This window comes from Mucilaginibacter aquatilis, assembly GCF_009755275.1.
GTDB classification, from domain to species: domain Bacteria; phylum Bacteroidota; class Bacteroidia; order Sphingobacteriales; family Sphingobacteriaceae; genus Mucilaginibacter; species Mucilaginibacter aquatilis.
Map to the genome: position 1 here is coordinate 71,634 of NZ_WQLA01000003.1, position 18,638 is coordinate 90,271.

12 protein-coding genes are annotated in these 18,638 nt (G+C 41.4%); 8 read left to right on the top strand and 4 right to left on the bottom strand.

Annotated elements, in window-relative coordinates; translation table 11 throughout:
- The first annotated feature begins 165 nt into the window (after positions 1-165).
- On the top strand, positions 166-4,689 hold the full coding sequence (gene gltB, locus GO816_RS08090) for a glutamate synthase large subunit (protein ID WP_157541004.1): 4,524 nt from the start codon (positions 166-168) through the stop codon (positions 4,687-4,689).
- An 8-nt stretch (positions 4,690-4,697) separates the two neighbouring features.
- Positions 4,698-6,170: a glutamate synthase subunit beta gene (locus GO816_RS08095; RefSeq protein ID WP_157541007.1), complete on the top strand. Its 1,473-nt coding sequence runs from the start codon at positions 4,698-4,700 to the stop codon at positions 6,168-6,170.
- A gap of 261 nt (positions 6,171-6,431) precedes the next feature.
- On the opposite strand, the gene ctlX is transcribed toward GO816_RS08095, so the two are convergent.
- Positions 6,432-7,361 (bottom strand): citrulline utilization hydrolase CtlX, encoded by a 930-nt coding sequence (gene ctlX / locus GO816_RS08100; protein ID WP_232336528.1) that lies wholly within the window; start codon positions 7,359-7,361, stop codon positions 6,432-6,434.
- A 74-nt stretch (positions 7,362-7,435) separates the two neighbouring features.
- A complete protein-coding gene (locus tag GO816_RS08105) occupies positions 7,436-9,607 on the bottom strand; it encodes a glutamine synthetase III family protein (protein ID WP_157541010.1) in 2,172 nt (723 codons plus the stop codon).
- Positions 9,608-9,977: 370 nt separating this feature from the next.
- Between GO816_RS08105 and GO816_RS08110 the strand changes: the two genes are divergently transcribed.
- The 5 genes from GO816_RS08110 (at position 9,978) to GO816_RS08130 (ending at position 15,258) form a co-directional block, all read left to right on the top strand.
- A complete protein-coding gene (locus GO816_RS08110) occupies positions 9,978-11,321 on the top strand; it encodes an ammonium transporter (RefSeq protein WP_157541013.1) in 1,344 nt (447 codons plus the stop codon).
- A 186-nt stretch (positions 11,322-11,507) separates the two neighbouring features.
- The gene (locus tag GO816_RS08115) at positions 11,508-12,620 is read left to right on the top strand and encodes a porin (RefSeq protein WP_157541016.1); all 1,113 of its coding nucleotides are present in this window, start codon (positions 11,508-11,510) and stop codon (positions 12,618-12,620) included.
- Positions 12,621-12,676: 56 nt separating this feature from the next.
- On the top strand, positions 12,677-13,258 hold the full coding sequence (locus GO816_RS08120) for a hypothetical protein (RefSeq protein ID WP_157541019.1): 582 nt from the start codon (positions 12,677-12,679) through the stop codon (positions 13,256-13,258).
- 224 nt (positions 13,259-13,482) lie between these two features.
- Entirely contained in the window at positions 13,483-14,343 is an 861-nt protein-coding gene (locus GO816_RS08125; protein WP_157541022.1) for an energy transducer TonB, read from the top strand.
- Between the two features lie 153 nt (positions 14,344-14,496).
- Positions 14,497-15,258, top strand: a complete 762-nt coding sequence (locus GO816_RS08130; protein WP_157541025.1) for a hypothetical protein — start codon at positions 14,497-14,499, stop codon at positions 15,256-15,258.
- A 52-nt stretch (positions 15,259-15,310) separates the two neighbouring features.
- Here GO816_RS08130 and GO816_RS08135 read toward each other — a convergent pair whose 3' ends face one another.
- A complete protein-coding gene (locus GO816_RS08135) occupies positions 15,311-16,117 on the bottom strand; it encodes a universal stress protein (RefSeq protein ID WP_157541027.1) in 807 nt (268 codons plus the stop codon).
- A 458-nt stretch (positions 16,118-16,575) separates the two neighbouring features.
- Between GO816_RS08135 and GO816_RS08140 the strand changes: the two genes are divergently transcribed.
- A complete protein-coding gene (locus GO816_RS08140) occupies positions 16,576-17,493 on the top strand; it encodes a glutamate--tRNA ligase family protein (protein WP_157541030.1) in 918 nt (305 codons plus the stop codon).
- 90 nt (positions 17,494-17,583) lie between these two features.
- Here the strand turns inward: GO816_RS08140 and GO816_RS08145 are convergent, their stop codons facing one another.
- Positions 17,584-18,369, bottom strand: a complete 786-nt coding sequence (locus GO816_RS08145) for a TlpA family protein disulfide reductase (RefSeq protein WP_157541033.1) — start codon at positions 18,367-18,369, stop codon at positions 17,584-17,586.
- Positions 18,370-18,638 lie beyond the last annotated feature (269 nt).

Sequence of the window (18,638 nt, forward strand, 5' to 3'; positions counted from 1 at the left end):
TGGAATATGCCCATATGCCATAAAAATGTTATGAATATGGTAATTGAAGGCAGTCAGGAGCTATAAAATTTTGAAAATTCTAAAAAAAGCAATTTTTATTTCGTAAAAAAATCAAAAACAGTATATTCGTAATCCAAGCCCTACTTTATACTATATTAAACAAACATGAATCAAACAGAAAGTGAACAGCAAGGCCTTTACAGGTCTGAATTTGAGCACGACTCTTGTGGTACCGGCTTTATCGTTAATATTAATGGTATTAAGTCAAACCAAAACATTCATGATGCCCTTACGATGCTCGAAAACATGGAGCATAGAGGTGCCTGCGGATGTGATCCCGACTCTGGCGATGGCGCAGGTATATTGATACAATTGCCTCATGAATTTTTAATGGAAGAGTGCTCAGATATTGAGGTGAGTCTGCCCCAGTTAGGTGAGTATGGAGTGGGTATGATCTTTTTCCCTAAAGATTCTACCCTGAAGAAAGCATGCCGCAACGTGATTGTTGCCGCCACTGAAAAGCTGGGTATTACCCTGCTCGGTTTCCGTAAAGTGCCGGTGAATCCATCGGTAATAGGCGAAACTGCCCGCAGTGCCGAACCTGATGTTGAACAGGTTTTTGTACTGCGCCCTTCAAACGTTACCAATGCCGATGATTTTGAACGTAAGCTGTATGTACTACGTCGTTACATTAACAAAACGGTAAACGAAACGTTAGCGGCCGTTGGCGATAATTTTTATTTTACTTCGTTTTCTTGTAAAACCATTATTTATAAAGGACAGGTTACAACCTTTCAGTTACGTCAGTACTACAGTGATCTGGCCGATCCTCGTTTGGTATCATCCTTTGCACTTATACACTCGCGTTTCTCTACCAATACATTTCCTTCATGGAAGCTGGCTCAGCCCTTCCGCTTAATAGCTCACAACGGTGAAATTAACACCCTTACCGGAAACCTTAACTGGTTTTTCGCAGGTGTAAAATCACTGGCTTCAAGCTATTTTAGCAGCGAGGAAATGGAAATGTTGCTGCCTGTTATTGACAATAATCAGTCAGACTCGGCGTGTTTAGATAACATCATTGAAATCTTACTGCACTCTGGTCGTTCATTGCCGCATGTAATGATGATGCTGGTACCTGAGGCCTGGGATGGTAATGAACAAATGGATCCTATTAAAAAGGCATTCTACGAGTATCATGCTACCATTATGCAGCCATGGGATGGTCCGGCAGCAATCAGCTTTACCGATGGTAAATTAGTTGGCGCTGTATTAGACCGTAATGGTTTACGTCCTTTGCGTTATACCGTAACTAAAGACGGCCGTGTAATTGCCGCTTCAGAAACCGGTGTTTTAGCCATTGATGAAAAGTTAGTGGAAAGCAAAGGCCGCCTGCAGCCGGGCAAAATGTTGCTGATTGATACCGAAAAGCATCAGATTATCACCGACGAAGAAATCAAAAAACAAATAACAACCCAGCAGCCTTATGACCGCTGGTTGGAGAACTATAAAATTAAGCTTGAAGACTTAGCCGAGCCTCGTGTGGCTTTCACCAGCCTTGCGCCCGAGTCGGTTTTCCGTTACCAGCAGGTGTTTGGTTACACACGCGAGGATGTTGACGGAATTATTAAACCAATGGCTACCGATGCCATGGAGCCAATAGGTTCAATGGGTACCGATGTGCCGTTGGCCGTATTGTCTGATAAGCCTCAGCACCTTTCAAGCTACTTTAAGCAATTCTTTGCCCAGGTTACCAACCCGCCAATTGACCCAATACGTGAACGTTTGGTAATGAGCTTGGCTACCTTTATAGGCAGCAACGGTAACCTGTTGGATGAAGATAAAATGCATTGCCATTGTGTGGCATTAAAGCACCCGATTTTGCGTAACCATCAGTTGGAGAAATTACGCAGTATTGATACTGGCTTATTCCACGCAAAAACGTTGCAAACCTACTTTAAGGCTGATGGTCAGCCTGGGTCGTTGCAAAAAGGTATCGAACGCCTTTGCCGCTATGCCGAGGATGCAGTAGATGATGGCTTTGAGGTTGTTATTTTGAGCGATCGTGCCTTAGATTCGGAGCATGCTGCAATTCCATCGTTATTGGCAGTATCAGCCGTTCACCACCATTTGGTTAAAAAAGGCCGTCGTGGTTCGGTAGGGCTGGTTGTAGAAGCTGGCGACGTTTGGGAAGTTCACCATTTTGCCTGTTTGCTGGCGTTTGGTGCAACAGCTATCAATCCTTACCTGGCACTTTCAACTATCGAGACGTTGAAAAACAGTGGCAGTATTGATAGCGCAGCCGATATTAAATCACTTCAAAAAAATTATGTTAAAGCCGTTAACTACGGTTTGTTAAAAATATTCTCAAAAATGGGTATTTCAACACTGCAATCGTACCACGGTTCGCAGCAGTTTGAAATATTAGGTTTAAACAGCGATGTTGTTGATACTTACTTTGCTGGTGCGGTTAGCCGTATAGGTGGTTTAGGTTTAGATGAAATTGCCCGTGAAGCCTTAACTAAACATAACTTTGGTTTTGCCACCTCAAAAGGTGAGGTAAAATTGTTGCCTGAAGGTGGTATTTACCAATGGAAACGCCGCGGCGAGGCTCACTTGTTTAACCCGCAAACCGTTCACTTGCTGCAGCACGCAACCAAGACTAACAATTACGACGTTTACAAAACCTACGCCAGGCTAGTTAACGAGCAAACCGAAAAGCATTTCACTATACGTGGCCTGTTAGATTTTACCCATCACCGCGAGGCTATCTCTATTGATGAAGTAGAATCAATTGAAAGCATCATGAAGCGTTTTGCTACGGGTGCAATGTCGTTCGGTTCAATATCGCACGAGGCGCACAGCACACTGGCTATTGCTATGAACCGTATTGGGGCTAAGAGTAACACCGGCGAAGGTGGTGAAGACGAAATGCGTTATGAGCGCCTGCCAAACGGCGATTCTATGCGTTCGGCTATCAAGCAAATTGCCTCGGCACGCTTTGGAGTAACGTCAAACTACCTTACCAATGCCGATGAATTGCAAATTAAAATGGCGCAGGGCGCAAAACCAGGTGAAGGTGGTCAGCTGCCGGGCCATAAGGTTGATGCCTGGATTGCCAAAACCCGTCACTCTACACCGGGTGTGGGCTTAATTTCGCCTCCTCCTCACCATGATATTTACTCTATTGAGGACTTGGCCCAGTTGATTTTTGATTTAAAAAATGCTAACCGCGCTGCACGTATCAACGTTAAGCTGGTATCAAAAGCAGGTGTAGGTACTATAGCCGCAGGTGTGGCTAAAGCACATGCCGATGTAGTTTTGATTGCCGGATACGATGGTGGCACGGGTGCATCGCCAATAAGTTCTATAAAACACGCCGGTTTACCTTGGGAATTAGGTTTGGCCGAAGCTCATCAAACATTGGTACGCAGTAAACTGCGCAGCCGCGTGGTTGTACAGGCCGATGGCCAGATGAAAACCGGACGTGACTTGGTTATTGCGGCCCTTTTAGGTGCCGAGGAATGGGGGGTAGCTACTGCTGCACTTGTTGCCAGCGGTTGTATCATGATGCGTAAATGCCATTTAAACACTTGCCCGGTGGGTGTGGCAACGCAGGATCCTGATCTGCGCAAGCTATTTAGCGGCGATCCGCAGCATGTAGTTAACCTGTTCCGTTTCCTTGCCGAGGATATGCGCGAAATTATGGCCGAGTTAGGCTTCCGTACCATTAATGAAATGGTTGGCCGCGTACAATTTCTGCGTGTAAAAGATGGAATTGAGAACTGGAAAGCCAAAAAAGTTGATCTTTCAGGCATTCTTCACCCGGTCACCAATGCCAAAGGCAACACGCTTTACAACAGCGAGAAGCAGGATCACGGTATGGATAGCATTATCGACTGGCAATTACTTGAAGCCGCTCAGCCAGCACTTGCCGATAAAACGCCGGTATTTGCATCATTCGATTTGAAAAATACCGACCGTACTGTTGGTACCATGCTATCGAACGAAATATCTAAGAAATACGGCTCAGCAGGTTTACCCGAGAATACCATCAACTTCAAGTTTACCGGTTCGGCCGGTCAAAGCTTTGGCGCATTCTCAACTAAAGGTGTAGCCTTTGAATTAGAAGGCGAAGCTAATGACTACGTTGGTAAAGGCTTATCAGGTGCGCAACTGGCCATTTATCCAAAGCCTGACGCAAGCTTTGTTCCTGAAGATAACATCATTATTGGTAACGTAGCAATGTACGGCGCTACTTCGGGCGAATTATTTGTACGCGGTATGGCCGGTGAACGTTTTGCCGTGCGTAACTCGGGTGCAACGGTGGTGGTTGAAGGTATTGGCGATCACGGTTGCGAGTACATGACCGGTGGCCGTGCGCTTATATTAGGTAAAACAGGCCGCAACTTTGCAGCCGGTATGAGCGGTGGTATTGCCTGGGTATATGATGCCGAAAGTGAATTTGCCCGTAATTGCAACGTTGAAATGGTAGACCTTGATCCGTTAAGCAAGGAAGACGAAGAACAAATTACCGCCCTGCTTAAAAAGCATGTGCATTTAACCAACAGTAAGGTTGCACAGCAACTGCTCGCTAATTGGGCCCAGGCATCTGCCAGGTTCATTAAAGTATTCCCTAAAGAATACAAGAGAGTATTGTCAAAATCAGCGTTACAAACTGTTAGCTAAAAAAGAAAATGGGAAAACCTACCGGATTTCAGGAGTTTAACAGAGAGCTCCCATCAAAAATAGCACCCGAAGAAAGGGTAAAGAACTATAACGAATTTGTTGGTTTGTATAACGAAGACAAGCTTAACCAGCAATCGGCACGTTGCATGAACTGTGGTATTCCTTTTTGCCATTCGGGCTGCCCGCTTGGTAACGTAATACCTGAGTTTAACGATGCCGTTTACCGCAAAAGCTGGGAAGAAGCCTACGAAATACTATCAACTACCAATAACTTTCCTGAATTTACCGGTCGCATTTGCCCGGCTCCTTGTGAGTCGGCCTGTGTGTTGGGCATCAATAAGCCGCCGGTAGCTATTGAGGAAATTGAAAAGCATATAATTGAAATTGCTTACGCTAAAAACTTGGTTAAGCCAACAGCTCCATTAATTAAAAGCGGTAAAAAGGTTGCTGTGGTTGGTTCAGGTCCTGCTGGTATGGCGGCAGCAGCTCAGCTTAGCAAGGCTGGTCATTCGGTAACGGTTTACGAGCGTGATGACCGTCCGGGTGGACTTTTGCGCTACGGTATTCCTGATTTTAAACTGGAGAAATGGGTGATTGACCGCCGGGTTAAAGTTATGGAAGAAGACGGTGTTGTATTTCAATGCAATACCGAAATTGGTAGAGATATAAGTATGGAAGAATTAAGCCGTAACAACGATGCTATTGTATTAGCCGGTGGCTCAACCATTCCGCGTAACCTGCCAATACCGGGCCGTGAGTTTAATGGTGTTTACTACGCCATGGAATTTTTAAAACAACAAAATAAGCGTGTTGGCGAAAGCCCGATTACTACAGCAGAGATTTTTGTTGAAGGCAAAGATGTAGTGGTAATAGGTGGTGGCGATACAGGTTCAGACTGTGTTGGAACATCAAACCGTCAGGGTGCACGTTCGGTAAGACAATTCGAGGTGATGGTGCAGCCGCCACAGCAGCGCACACAAAATATGCCTTGGCCAAGCTACCCGATGCTGTTAAAAACAACAAGTTCACACGAGGAAGGTTGCGAACGCTTTTGGGGTGTAAACACAAAGGAGTTTTTAGGCGACGAAAATGGAAACCTGCGTGCGCTTAAGGTAACTGATGTTACCTGGGAAACCGATGTTTTAGGCAGACCAATGAAATTTGCCGAGGTTGAAGGTTCAGAGCGTGAACTTCCTTGCCAGGCGGTGTTTTTAGCCATGGGCTTTGTTCATCCGCAACATACAGGGATGATTGAGCAGGCCGGAGTTGAGCTGGACGAACGTAAAAACGTTAAAGCTCAAGAAGGCGTTTACCGTACCAATGTAAGCAAAGTATTTGCTTGTGGTGATATGCGCCGCGGACAATCACTAGTAGTTTGGGCCATATCAGAAGGCCGCGAAACTGCACGTAAGGTTGATGAGTTTTTAATGGGCCATTCTTTACTTGAAAGTAAGGATGCTGTTAGTGCATTTGCGTACTAAGTAGGGCTTAACAGGGTTAGTTAGGCCGGGTAAGTGCCAAAATGCGAGCCGGGCTTGCAATTAATTAAGTATTTGAGTTTAGTTGGATAAACTTCATAAAACTCAAAGTATCCCGGCAAAGTAGGTGCAATTGGCCTGACAAACCCTTGCTATTAATTTGAAAGTTTCTCTTTATGGGGCTTTTTGCTAACCAGTTTAATTATAGTAGTAGTTTTTAACCAGCAACGCAGGTTTTTGCAACGGCAAAACCTGCGTTTGCTTTTAAGCTATAGCTGGTAAATGCACTTCGGCCAGCATACACCTGGCACTTCCACCGCCAATGGTTTCTATAGTTGTTATATCGGCCGAAACTATTTCAGCATATTTTTCAAGCGTGTTTACTTGCTCTTCGGTCAATGATTTGTGGGCACTTGCCGACATCACAAGCAAACTTTTACCACTCTTTGTATTTACCTCAAGCATATTGCCCGCAAACTGATGCATTTGTTCATAGCTAATAGCAACTATTTCTTTTTCAGTAGCTTGTAATGACGTAATTACCGCCTGTTTCTCAACGTCATCAGTTATCGAATCAAGGCAAATTACTGCAAACTGGCTACCAATACACATCATAACGTTAGTATGGTAAATGGCTGTGCCATTAGCATCGGCTGCGTTAAAAGCAACAGGCTTAAAGCCCAGGTGATGGCAAAAAGTAAGCAACACTTCAGCATTGGTGCGCGGAGACAGGCAAGCATAAGCCAGCTTATGCGCCCTGTCAAGCACCATGCTTCCGGTACCTTCTAAAAACTTATCATCAAGCTCAAAACGGCTTAAATCAATTACATGCTTGACTGTGAAGTTACTTTCGAGTTTGCGTATTATATCTTCGTTGCGTTCGTAGCGCCGATTTTCGGCCTGCATGGGGTACATTAACACATCTCCATTGTCATGAAATGATACCCAATTATTAGGGAAAATTGCATCGGGTTTATGCGGTTCAGGTGTATCGTCAACTACAATTACGTTAACTTCTTTACTTCTCAGCAGGTCAACAAACGCATCAAACTCTTTTAGTGCACTTTGTTCAATTCCGGCTAAACTGTGAGCTTTTTGCTGAAAAGCGTTGCTGCCGGCGGTTTGCTCGTTATAGCCAAAGCTGGCCGGGCGTATCATTAGTAAAGTTGATGTAGTTTGAGGTGATGTATTCATGGTCCAATATAGCTTAGTAGGCTATTATAGAATTAAACGTAAAAACCCCCGCTTTATAGCGAGGGTTTCGATAATTATTTTATAAATAATAATTCTCTGAATTTTGGTAAAGGCCAAAGCTGGTCGTCAACCAGTTGCTCAAGCTTATCAACATGATAGCGAATAGGCTCAAAAAATGCCTTAACCTTCTCATCGTAAGAAATAGCTCTTTCGCGGGCATCATCAATTGCATTAGCTTTTTTACGCTGCTCTACCATTTGCTCAACATTGTTCTTAATAAAGTTAATGTGTTCTGACAGTTTCTTAATGATGTCAATTTGCGCACTGTAGGTAGCTTCGTCCAAGCCAATTTCTTTTAAGCCGCGCACATTTTCAACTAACTTGCTTTGGTAGCTTATAGCAGCCGGCAAAATGGTGGTATTAACCAAATCACCAATTACACGGGCTTCAATCTGAAGTTTTTTATAAAAATCTTCAAGTAAAATTTCATGACGGGCATGAGCCTCGCGGCGGGTAAATACACCGGTGTTTTCAAATATGTATTCCGCTTTTTCGGTAACAAGTGCATCAAGCGCCTTAGGGGTTGTTTTGATGTTGGCCAAGCCGCGTTTCTCAGCTTCAAGTTCCCACTCATCGCTGTAACCGTTACCCTCAAAACGAATTGACTTGGTTTCCTTGATATATTTTTTGATTACGGTAAGAAGAGCCACATCTTTCTTTTCGCCTTTTTTCAGAATTTTGTCTACGTCAGTTTTGAATTTTTTAAGCTGATCGGCAACAATCAGGTTTAAAATAGTCATCGGGTTGGCTGAGTTTGCCGATGAACCTACTGCACGCAATTCAAACTTATTACCGGTAAAGGCAAAAGGCGAAGTGCGGTTACGGTCGGTATTGTCTTGCAAAATTTGCGGAATTTTTGGAATACCTTGCCAAAGCAACGCATCTTCCTTAGCTTTTTTGCTGATGCGTGATGTTTCAATTTCATCTAATACCTCACTTAACTGGCTTCCAAGGAAAATAGAGATAATAGCGGGTGGAGCTTCATTAGCGCCAAGGCGATGATCATTGTTAACCGAAGCAATTGAGGCACGGAGCATATCAGCATGATCGTAAACCGCTTTAATGGTGTTCACAAAAAACGTTAAGAACATCAGATTGCTCTTAGGAGTTTTGCCCGGCGATAACAGGTTTTTGCCGGTATTGGTTATCATCGACCAGTTATTATGCTTACCCGAGCCATTCATGCCGGCAAAAGGCTTTTCATGCAATAATACTTTCAGGTTATGACGTTTACCCACCCGGTCCATAATATCCATAAGCAATTGGTTATGGTCAATTGCCAGGTTAATCTCTTCATATATAGGTGCGCATTCAAATTGTGATGGCGCAACCTCGTTATGACGGGTTTTTAATGGTATGCCTAATAGTAAAGCTTCGGCTTCAAAATCTTGCATAAAGGCATAAACACGTGATGGGATAGAGCCGAAGTAATGATCTTCAAGCTGCTGGTTTTTTGCAGATTCATGCCCAAATAAGGTGCGGCCTGTTAAATACAAATCGGGGCGTGCATTATATAAGGCTAAATCAACTAAAAAGTATTCCTGCTCAATGCCTAATGAGGCATTTACTTTTTCTACGCTTTTATCAAAATACTGGCAAACATCAACAGCGGCTTTATCAAGCGCATGTAATGCCTTTAACAAAGGTACTTTATAATCTAAAGCTTCGCCGGTATATGATACAAACACGGTAGGTATACACAAGGTACGGCCCATGATAAAGGCAGGCGATGACGGATCCCAGGCTGTATAGCCACGCGCTTCAAAAGTATTACGAATGCCGCCGTTTGGAAAGCTTGAGGCATCAGGCTCTTGCTGAGCAAGGGCATCACCGCTGAATTTTTCCATAGCGCCATCAGCAGTTGGTTCAAAAAACGCGTCATGCTTCTCGGCAGTGGTGCCGGTTAAAGGCTGAAACCAGTGCGTATAATGTGTTGCGTCTTTGCCAATTGCCCAGGCCTTCATTGCGGAAGCTACCTGATCAGCCATATCACGTTCTACCGGTTCACCTTTGTCTATTGAATTTATAATGCTTTGATAGGCTTCTTTTGAAAGGTACTCTCTCATTTTCTTTTTATCGAAAACATTAGTACCATAATAATCAGAAATTTTATTTGCGGGGGCTTTTATCTCCGGGATTGTGCGTGTTAGCACGGTTTGGAGAGCCTGAAAACGAATATTTGACATTATTTTTTTGGTGTTTTAAGCTTTTTGGTTCAAATATAGAGGTATACCTTATATATATAATGGCATTTAATGGAAAAAAGTATCAAAAAATTCAAAAACACCTTTATTTATTACATAGACCATGTTTGCGCAAATATTTTGTTGAATAAAATATATAACTTCTTGTAAATTAAATACATATGTATTTGAGGGCTTTAAGAATATTATTACACCTAGTAAGAATACAAAATATAAAATTGTGTAAAATGCATGTTTTGCAAAATTTTATTAAAAAATGTTTATGATTATGTGATATTTATTGATAATTTTAGAAAAACTTAATTAAATATTCACTTAATGATCAAAATCTAACCCAAAAAAGTAAAAAAGCATGGAAAATTCATTCAAAAGGTATTTACCTTTCATTGTTTTGTTAGTAATTGCGGTATTTTCAATATTTATTCCCGCTGTTCCCGACTTTGCTGATACATCTAAGTACAATTCTGCTGATATTGCATGGGTACTTGTGTCTGCAGCGCTTGTATTTTTAATGACTCCGGGTTTAGCCTTCTTCTATGGAGGTATGGTAACCCGCAAAAACGTTTTGTCAACCATGATTAAAAGCGTTGTTGCTGCCGGTGTTGTAACAGTATTATGGATTGTTGTAGGTTTTAGTCTTTGCTTTGGAGATGATATTGGTGGTTTTATTGGTAGCCCGTCAACTTATCTTTTCTTTAAGGGTGTAAACTCAGGTGCACCATGGGCAGCCGCTCCAACAATTCCTAAATCATTATTTGCTGTATTTCAGCTTATGTTTGCCATTATTACTCCAGGTTTGGTTGTAGGTGCAATTGCCGAGCGTATCCGTTTCACCTCGTACATATTATTTACTTGTCTTTTCAGCTTGCTGGTATATGCGCCACTTGCTCACTGGAGCTGGCACCCTGAAGGTTTCCTTGCTAAATTAGGTGTATGGGACTTTGCCGGTGGTACAGTTGTACACATCTCTGCAGGTTGTGCTGCACTTGCTGGTGCTATTGTGTTAAAACGTCGTAAAGCACATATTGAAGGTTTGGCAATTCCTCCTGCTAATATTCCTTATGTATTAATAGGAACCGGTTTACTATGGTTCGGTTGGTTTGGTTTCAACGCCGGTTCGGCAGTTGGTGCAAGCTCAGTTGCGGTGTCTGCATTTTTAACTACTAACACTGCTGCAGGAGCTGCAGGGTTATCATGGATGTTCTTTGATGTTATCCGCGGAAAAAAACCTTCAGTTTTGGGTTTTTGTATAGGTGCCGTAGTTGGCTTAGTAGCTATCACCCCGGGTGCCGGTTACGTAGCTATACCACAAAGTATATTTATTGGCTTTATTGCTGCTATCATATCTAACCTTGTTGCACATTGGAAAACCAAAACCAGCCTTGATGATATGCTTGACGTATTTCCTTGCCATGGTGTTGGTGGTATAGTTGGTATGATTTTAACCGGTATTTTTGCTACCGATACCGTATATGCAAACGGTCCGGTTGGTTTACTATATGGCAAAACTGAGTTTTTCTTTGCTCAGTTAAAAGGTTTAGCTATAGTAATTCCTTTTAGCTTTATCGTATCATTCCTTATTTTCAAACTGGTTAACCTTATTGAGCCGCTTCGCGTGACTTCAGAAGAAGAAGAAGTTGGTTTGGATTACAGCCAGCATGATGAGCGCTACACATCTCAGCGTTTAACTGTATAATTTTAGTAAAGCGCTGCGGCCGGTTCTGTGCCGTAGCGCTTATACTACTGCTCTTTTATTTTACATCACCTTTAATGACATTTTTAGCTGCTGCAGCATCAAATATGCTACGGACGGCCATACTCATGTCCCTACATTAACTATTTAAATCAAACATAACTTACTCAACATCAAACTAAATCGCTCATGACTAAGAAACTTTTACTTGCCGGTGCATTGTTTGCAGCCGCCACAACATTTGTAAAGGCGCAAGACACATCAAAAGTTACACCCGTACCTGCCGATCCGGGACTTACCATTTTTGGTTCGGTAGATACTTATTACAAAATGGATTTTGCGGGAAAGAAAAACTCACGCATTGCCACCAGTTTTGCCAATGAAGCTAACTCAGTTTCAATTGGTATGATTGATTTGGGCGTAAAGAAGAAATATAACAAAGCACTTTTTGTAGGTGAGTTGTCTTTTGGTCCGCGTGGTCAGGGTCAGTCAATCCCTAACGCTGATTTTACAGGAGGCGTTGTGCTGGATGATAATGGAAATGAAATTGCTCCCGTATTAGGTACGCAAAGCTTCCATGTACAAAACCTTTACGTTGGTTACGATCTTACCGACAAATTGAATGTAACTGCTGGTTATATGAGCACTTTTGTTGGTTACGAGGTAATATCTCCGGTAGGTAACTTCAATTATTCAACTTCATATTTATTCACCAACGGTCCGTTCCAAAACGCCGGTTTAAAATTCACTTACGCTTTTACTGATAAGGTTAGCTTAATGGCTGGTATATTTAATGATTCATGGAACAATTATACCTCAAGCCGTGAAGTATCAACCTTTGGCGGGCAATTAATGGTGAGCCCGGTAAAGGGTTGGACTGCTTACCTGAATGTATTAAGCGGAAAGCTTTCAGGTACTGAATTTGATGTGACTACTTCATATCAAGTTAGTGATGCTTTCAAATTGGGTTTAAACGCTGCTACATTCTCTGCTCCTAACGATGGAGGAGGCTTCTCTGGCGCTGCCCTATATCCGCAGTACGCAGTGTCAAACGCGGTAACACTTGGTTTACGTGCCGAGTATTTTAAAAACAAAGGTAAAACAGGCTTCAACTATTCAAGCATAATGCCTGGTGATGATGTAAAGGCTTTCACCCTTACCGCTAATGTTAAAGCAGGTGGTTTAACATTTATACCTGAGGTACGCCTGGACAATGGAAAAACCGGAACCTTCCAAAAACTTAACGGACAGGTAACTAAAAATGCCGGACAGTTTGTATTAGCAGCTGTATATGCATTTTAATTAAAGTAACTTAAATTTGAAGGCCGTCGAATTAAAGCGACGGCCTTTTTTATACTATGAAAAATTTACTCCTTATATTTTTTGTATTGTGTATGCCCGTTGCTGCCTGTTATGCGCAAAAGGACTCTATAGTTTTAAATGAAAACAATAAGTATGCTTATTTTAAAGTAGGCAGTTCCTTGCCCGGCATAAACCTATCTGCCCTTGCAACCTACTTAAAAAAGAATTTGGCAGGCTTACAAGACATAAAGGCTGCAACACAGGAAGCAGAGGTGAGCGGCCGCGGTGGGATCTTAGTGTACAAGAAAGGTTTATTAACAGGGCAGGAAGAAGGCCGTTTAGATTATACTATTAAAATAGACTTTAAAGAAAACAAATACCGCTTAATTATAACCAATTTTGAATTTATCCCTTACCAACGAAACCGTTTCGGAACGTTTACTGCGGTAGATGGCGTTATAACACCCCTTGAAAAGAAAGATAGCCGTATTGGCGAAAAGCAGCTGTCACTTTACCTTGACAGGGCTGGAAACCTTGGCATTAAAGCTAACGAACTGGTGAAAAATTTTGCAAATAATAAGGCCTCAGTAAAGCCGGGAAATGCTGAAATTAAAAAGGTTGATACCCAAAAGTGGTAATTTACGCTGAATTTACGTCCTAAGCATTGAAAATGAGGTTTGTAACAAGTGATAGGCAATTGTTAAATAGTTGTTAAACGCTATGTGGCTTTGCAATAAAACCAAATTAATCGTGCTTTTTATCGCATGTTAATAACATGTAAGTGCGATATTAGTAATTATTCTAAATAGTGTAAATATTGTTTGTGTATGGTGTTATATTAGAAAATATAATTTCAAACACTATGCTGAACTCAAAATTTGATTTGTACAAGAGCGAGTGGCTCGACCTTGTATTTACCGACCGTAACAAAAACTACGGTGCTTATGAATTGCGCGTAAACTATAGCGATACCATGATGAAGGCACTTGCCATTACGGTAGTTGCCTTTGGTTTAGCGGCAACTACGTTAACCATTGTGATGAAGCACAACAAGGCAAATACTATTGAAGCGCCAATGGTTGATAAAGGGCCAATTATTGTAGACTTAACTATAATAAAGCCACCGGTTGACAAGCCTTTGGAGCCGTTGAAAAAAGATGCCACAAAGCAGTCTGCCGTTAAGCCTGATGCTGCTCCAAAATCAAACACTAAAACCCAACGCTTTGTAGAGCCAAGACCAACTAATAACCCTATAGAGGCGGTTGATCCAAAACCAGTCGACATGAATGTGGCGATAGGCAGCCAAGAGATAAAAGGTAATGATGATACACCTGTTGGTAACGCATTAAAACCTGCAGGGACGGGTGGAAATGGTACATCAACAGTAGGAGTAGACGGAGGAAGTAATGAGCCTGTTGGAATTGGCGGGCTTGATGTGATGCCTGAACCAATTGGTGGAGCATCGGCATGGTCACGTTTTCTACAAAAAACGTTGCGTTATCCTGAGACTGAATTGCAGGGCAGGGTAGTGCTAAGCTTTGTGATAGAAAAGGATGGCAAGCTTACCGATATACAGGTTATTAAAGGTGTATCGCCCGAGTTAGACCGCGAAGCATTGCGCGTACTGAAGCTTGCACCCGCATGGAAACCAGGCCAGCAAAACGGACACCCGGTAAGAGTGAAATTTACCGTGCCGATTGTATTCCAAATGTCGGAAAACTAAATTATGCTTTTTAGAAAAGCGCACTATTACCAGGTGCGCTTTTTTTGTGAATTGCCAACGGCTTGTTTTTATCAGGCTTATGTTAATGTTTGTTAAACAAACTTAGCGGTGGGCAAAATTCACGTACTTTTGCGTTATTGTTTAAGGTGTTATATGAGGTTTTTATTATTTGTTTTACTCACACTTATCACTGCGTTTGCAGCTGTTGCACAACGTGTAAATGGTGTGGTAATTGACCGGCTTACCAAGCTACCGGTATATAGCGCAAAGGTAACAACGCCTCATTCTGTTGCATTTACTGAAGCGCAAGGCTCGTTTACTTTAAGCAAGACCAATAACGGAGATAGCTGCATTGTTAATGCACCCGGATACAAATTGCATAAAGTTGTTTTGAAAGGCATTGTGACTACCGATACATTGAAAATTTTATTAGACAAGCCATCCATTATACTACGAGATGTAAACGTAACAGCCTGGCGCGATTTAAAAGCCGACTCTGTACGCAACAGGCAATTATTTAGTGAAGTTTATAACTATAAACGCTCGGGTGTAAAGGAGCTTATGGCTAACAAAGTTTCACTCGTTGATAAGCCACGAAACTATATCGACAATCCGGCCAACACAACTTCAATAGGTGGTTTTAACGTGCTATCGGCTATTGGGTTATTCAGTAAAAACAAACAGCAAACCAGCAAGCTACAGAAAACGCTTTTGGAGGATGAACAGGAAGGTTTTATTGATCGAAGCTTCACAAAACGTAAGGTAATTGCGCTTACAGCACTTAAAGGTGATTCGTTAACCAACTTTATGATTAGGTACCGGCCTACGGCTTATCAAATTAAAACCATGACTGACTACGAACTGGCCATGTATATTAAGGCAAGCTATAATGAATTTAAAAAACTACTCCACTAAATTAAAAAAGCTCCACTGAGGGAGCTTTTTTAATTTAGAATTATGATTCAGCTTATGACGGGAATACCATTAATGGTACATTCAAGTCATGTGCTTCATTGAGTAATGGATCTTTACTGGTAAGCATGCTAAAATGATATTTATTGTAAGTCATTACAAGCAAATCATTTTTCATCACATGAATTAGCACGTCGGCAGCCTTACGTACATTCCGTTCTTTAATTTGATTAAAGGATAGGCTTATGTTATTGGGATTTGGCCCAATAGCCTTTTTGTAAAGGTCCATTGCATAATTTACCTCCGGCTCCGGAATGCTTGCTACAGATATATGAGCTATTGAAAGATTTGCGTTCACCTCATGTGCAACTTCTTTTAAGTAGCTGTTGATATTATTACGGCAATAACGTAAATCGGCCAGGTAGGCTATTTGCTTAAACAAATTTAACGGCGCTTGTTTAGGCACCAATAGTAACGGACAGCAGCTTTTGGTTACAACCTTTAAAGCATGTTGTTCAATTTTGTCTTCAATACTTTTAACGCCTTTAATAACTAACTGAATGTTGTTATTACAGGCAATTTCATGCACGGTACGGTTAATAGTGTCTTTATCATCCAAAACACTAATTAGTGGATGATCGGCCAAATTGTTTAAGGCCTCCTGTTCGGTGGGTCTAACAACTTGCTGTTGTCCATTCTTCAACACGTAAATCAATTCTCTTTTAACAGCAGTTTTTGCAGCCTGATGACTTACATTCCAAACAAGAACACGAGCGTTAAGTGCTGTTGCAAGCATAGTAGCGTAGCTTATGGCGTGTTCAGCTTCGGGTGTAAAATCATTAAGCAATAAAATGTTTTTCATACGGCCAGGATTTATTCTATACAGTTTTTATATGCGAAATTTCATCAGGAAATAATGATGTGGTGGTAACTGGAATGACATCAAGAGCATCTGATTGTATTAATAACATACATGATGAGGCAAAAGTTTTACTTAGTGTAATAAAAAATCAAATAAATTGCGTGCGGCTTATTTACATATTAGGAACTAATTAAAATTTGCTTACACATCTTAAGTCAGCCATCAACCTATAAACGTAATGTCATTTTCAAAGAAATAGCTATAATGTTGCAAGCAATGATTATCGTAGTGTGCAGATATTGTAAACAATATATATTTAGCATTCATTTCAAATTTCTTATTAGTTAACACCGTTTCGTCTTGAAGTTGGAGCTTAGTGTAATTAATACGCTATTGACTGTGAATGCTGAGAAGCCTGGATTTTAATTTTTGTTGGTTGATAATTACCTTGCAAGGCTATGTCTTTAAAAGTTGCTGATCTATCGCTTGCTAAAACCCGAATTGCGCCAACACCTAGTGGTTATTTGCACTTGGGCAATGCATTGTCATTTGTACTTACGGCAACTTTGGCGAAAGAGAGTGGCGCCGAAATTTTGCTGCGTATTGATGACATGGATAAGGAGCGTGTGCGTGATGAATATGTTCAGGACGTGTTTGATACGCTGGACTTTTTAGAGATAACATATGCCGAAGGTCCATCAAATCTGCACGATTTTAAAAGCAACTGGTCGCAGCAACAACGCATGCCTTTATATAACACTATATTGAAGCAGTTGGAAGAGGAGGGAAAGGTATTTGCTTGTAGATGTTCGAGGTTGCAACTGCAAAATCATCAAACTTATCCGGGTACGTGTGAACCGCTTGATACTGCTTTGAATTCACCCAATGCTGCGTGGAGACTTAAAACTGAACACAACGAACCGGTATCAATGCTAAGGTGGCCAAGCAGCCAGGTTGTTTGTAACCTATCACCTGAAATGCAAAGCTTTGTTGTGCGTAAGAAAGATGGGAGACCATCATACCAGCTAAGCAGCTTATGCGATGATATTCATTTCGGCGTTGACCTGATCGTACGCGGCCAGGATTTATTCGCATCTACCGTTGCGCAGCAATACCTTGCTCAACAGTTAGATTTTAATTCATTCGAAAGATGTGTTTTTTATCATCATCCGCTTATTGAACAGGCAAATGGCATCAAGCTGTCAAAGTCAGCAGGAGCAACGTCTATTAAGTATTTACGAGAAAACGGCTACAAAAAAAATGACGTATTGAATCAAATGGCTGAACACCTTGAACTCAATGGTAGTTATAGTTCATGGCAACAACTGGGTGAAGGCTGGTTGGCAAATCTTAAAAACAACAAAGACAATACTTAGAGTTTAGCACTCACAAATTAAAGTACTTAACGCAAAAAGGCCGTCATTAAGCCGGCCTTTTGTATTTCATTTACACTTAGCTACGTCAATTTATTTTACGCTTGCTAACACCTGCTCATTAATCGGAATTACTGGAGTATGTTGCAGCTCGGCAACTGTTTTGCTTATCCAGTAGCTGCCAGCAATATTGTAGCCGGTAGTGTGGTATTGTATTACTCCATTCTGATCAATGATTACATCAGTTGGGTGATTAAGTATACCTAACTTATCACTTAATTTTTTGCCATTTTCAAGGTGAACATAATTAAGCGGATTGGTATTCAAATATTCTTCCGCAATCTTTTTATCGTCCATAGGCACTGAAATGAATATCACGTTAGGATCGTTTTTGAAAGATGCAACCATTTCATTCATGTCAGTAATTTGCTGACGGCATTGTACGTTGTTTACATACCAAAAGCTCATCACTACAATTTTTCCCTTCAAGCTTTTTTTATCCCAGCTTGCACCTTTAAAATCTTTCTCTTTAAAGTTTTTGTCAAAGTTTTGGCCTGTAGTGAAAAACGGGCTATCCATAGGTTTTGGCATCTGTGCTATCCTTGCATCGCGCTCTGTTTTGGTAAGCTTGGAAAGGCGTAAGGCACCTTTACCATTAGCAAGCATTACCACCTTAACATTGTAGCGGCCGGTATTCACCAGGGTCGTCCAGGCGGTATAATCAATCCTTTTTCCAGTTGAGTCGGTAATAACAGAATGTTCATCAAGGCGCGGAAGTTTATAAACTTTTTGAGGACCAGTTGTGCTAACTTGGGCTTTAACTGAGAAGCTTAAAATTGAGAATAATAAAATTGCTAAGGTGTAAATAGTTGATTTCATTTTGGGTTACTGTTTTATACATGAGTATAGGCAAACCCTATTCCTGCAAACCAATATTTACGGCAACGAAACTAAGATTTGCCTTTTTGTTAATGAAGTGTATTGTGAATGCGCTAAAACGGTCAATTAACTATTGCTTTATTGAAAAGTTTGTAATTGTTAATTTAGATGTAAATATTGTCGCCGTGGGTAAATTTCCCCAATTACGGTATCACCTCTTGAATATTGGCAATACTCTTCCCCATCTCAAAAAGCAAAAGCCCGGCGTA